This is a genomic window from Tardiphaga sp. 862_B3_N4_1, assembly GCF_051811085.1.
GTDB lineage: Bacteria > Pseudomonadota > Alphaproteobacteria > Rhizobiales > Xanthobacteraceae > Tardiphaga > Tardiphaga robiniae.
In genome coordinates this window covers 880,001-882,500 of the sequence record NZ_JBPWQB010000002.1, presented here as the reverse complement: position 1 = coordinate 882,500, position 2,500 = coordinate 880,001, and the positions used below count along the sequence as shown (strand labels likewise).

At 52.8% G+C, this 2,500-nt stretch carries 2 tRNA genes and 2 rRNA genes (2 of these 4 cut by a window edge); all 4 read left to right on the top strand.

Going from position 1 to position 2,500, the window contains the following annotated elements:
- A 16S ribosomal RNA gene (locus AB8B02_RS21420) occupies positions 1–949 on the top strand; it begins 538 nt to the left of the window's first position.
- Between the two features lie 215 nt (positions 950–1,164).
- Positions 1,165–1,241 (top strand) — tRNA-Ile (locus tag AB8B02_RS21415).
- 108 nt (positions 1,242–1,349) lie between these two features.
- A tRNA-Ala gene (locus tag AB8B02_RS21410) sits at positions 1,350–1,425 on the top strand.
- Between the two features lie 457 nt (positions 1,426–1,882).
- Positions 1,883–2,500, top strand: a 23S ribosomal RNA gene (locus AB8B02_RS21405) (it continues 2,202 nt past the right edge of the window).
- The 16S and 23S rRNA genes sit together here with 2 tRNA genes alongside, the layout of an rRNA operon.

Genomic DNA, 2,500 nt, shown 5'->3' with positions numbered 1-2,500 from the left:
TAAGTCAGAGGTGAAATCCTGGAGCTCAACTCCAGAACTGCCTTTGATACTGAAAGTCTTGAGTATGGGAGAGGTGAGTGGAACTGCGAGTGTAGAGGTGAAATTCGTAGATATTCGCAAGAACACCAGTGGCGAAGGCGGCTCACTGGCCCATAACTGACGCTGAGGCACGAAAGCGTGGGGAGCAAACAGGATTAGATACCCTGGTAGTCCACGCCGTAAACGATGAATGCCAGCCGTTAGTGGGTTTACTCACTAGTGGCGCAGCTAACGCTTTAAGCATTCCGCCTGGGGAGTACGGTCGCAAGATTAAAACTCAAAGGAATTGACGGGGGCCCGCACAAGCGGTGGAGCATGTGGTTTAATTCGACGCAACGCGCAGAACCTTACCAGCCCTTGACATGTCTATGACCGGTACCAGAGATGGAACCTTCCCTTCGGGGCATAGAGCACAGGTGCTGCATGGCTGTCGTCAGCTCGTGTCGTGAGATGTTGGGTTAAGTCCCGCAACGAGCGCAACCCCCGTCCTTAGTTGCTACCATTTAGTTGAGCACTCTAAGGAGACTGCCGGTGATAAGCCGCGAGGAAGGTGGGGATGACGTCAAGTCCTCATGGCCCTTACGGGCTGGGCTACACACGTGCTACAATGGCGGTGACAATGGGATGCAAAAGGGCGACCTCTCGCAAATCTCAAAAAGCCGTCTCAGTTCGGATTGGGCTCTGCAACTCGAGCCCATGAAGTTGGAATCGCTAGTAATCGTGGATCAGCATGCCACGGTGAATACGTTCCCGGGCCTTGTACACACCGCCCGTCACACCATGGGAGTTGGTTCTACCTGAAGGCAGTGCGCTAACCGCAAGGGGGCAGCTGACCACGGTAGGGTCAGCGACTGGGGTGAAGTCGTAACAAGGTAGCCGTAGGGGAACCTGCGGCTGGATCACCTCCTTTCTAAGGATGGATCTTCAGAAGCTTGCTTCTATCGATCCTCTTTTGAAACATCAGTGGCCAGACATTGGATCAATGTCTGAGCTGCATAGGCGGGACACCGCCGTCTTCGTTTCTCTTTCTTCGCGGACGAACACACGCTGGGGCGTGCTCGTGCTGCTTATTGGCGTTTGATCGCAAGGTCATGTCGATGAGCCGAGCGCAGTCCTTTGTTGTTAGGGCTTGTAGCTCAGTTGGTTAGAGCGCGCGCTTGATAAGCGTGAGGTCGGAAGTTCAAGTCTTCCCAGGCCCACCATATTTGCGCGCTTTGCTTTCAAGGCTGCTGCTGACGTCGACATCACATGCGCAAGCATCGCATCTGCAAAACGTTGTTCTTTAGCGTTGAGCATTCGTCTTCTGGAACGGGGGCATAGCTCAGCTGGGAGAGCGCGTGCTTTGCAAGCATGAGGTCGTCGGTTCGATCCCGTCTGCCTCCACCAGAAACTTTGGTTGGATGCTGATGAGTGATCGAGACGAAAACAACTTCAAGACATTCAGTGTGTTCAGACAGTGCGCGCCATATGGGCAGCGCCTGATTTAGTCCGCGGTATAACTTCGCTTGTCGGTCTTACGAGATCGACTGCGGGATTTATGACATCGTAAAGAGGAGATCGTTCCGAGGTTCGGATCTGCAAGCAATTGCGGGTGCCGCAATCATAATCTCCAGGAATTGAGTGCGAACGCTTTGCTTGCAAAGCTTCCGCATCGTTATTCCTTTTCAACGAAGCTTGACCGCCTCGTTGTCGGTTCGATCTTACGAAGCAAACTGGTCTTTCTAAATCATATCCAGCTGCATGAAGTGCGCACGGCTTGACCGCCGGGGTGCGGATTTTGCGTTTAGGCGCAAAGCAGCGTGCAGCAAACTCTGCCGAGTGTGTGGATATTGATAATGAGAGCAATCAAGTGTCTTAAGGGTATTCGGTGGATGCCTTGGCAATGAGAGGCGATGAAGGACGTGCTACGCTGCGATAAGCTATGGGGAGCCGCGAAGAGGCTTTGATCCATAGATTTCCGAATGGGGAAACCCACCTTCGATAGCCGAAACTCTAAGGTCATCATCACGCAAGTGAGGGTGGTTTTGGATTTTCGGTTATCAGTTGAAGGTATGAGACTCCTGAATACATAGGGGGTTTCAAGCGAACCCGGGGAACTGAAACATCTAAGTACCCGGAGGAAAGGACATCAACAGAGACTCCGTTAGTAGTGGCGAGCGAACGCGGACCAGGCCAGTGGCATATCAAAGACAACCGGAACCAGTCAGGAAAGCTGGACCTCAGAGGGTGATAGTCCCGTACGGGTAATGCAATGATATGTCCTTGAGTAAGGCGGGACACGTGAAATCCTGTCTGAACGTGGGGGGACCACCCTCCAAGCCTAAGTACTCCTCATTGACCGATAGCGAACTAGTACCGTGAGGGAAAGGTGAAAAGCACCCCGACGAGGGGAGTGAAATAGACCTGAAACCGGATACCTACAAACAGACGGAGCCCAAGATACGTTCTGGGTGACGTCGTA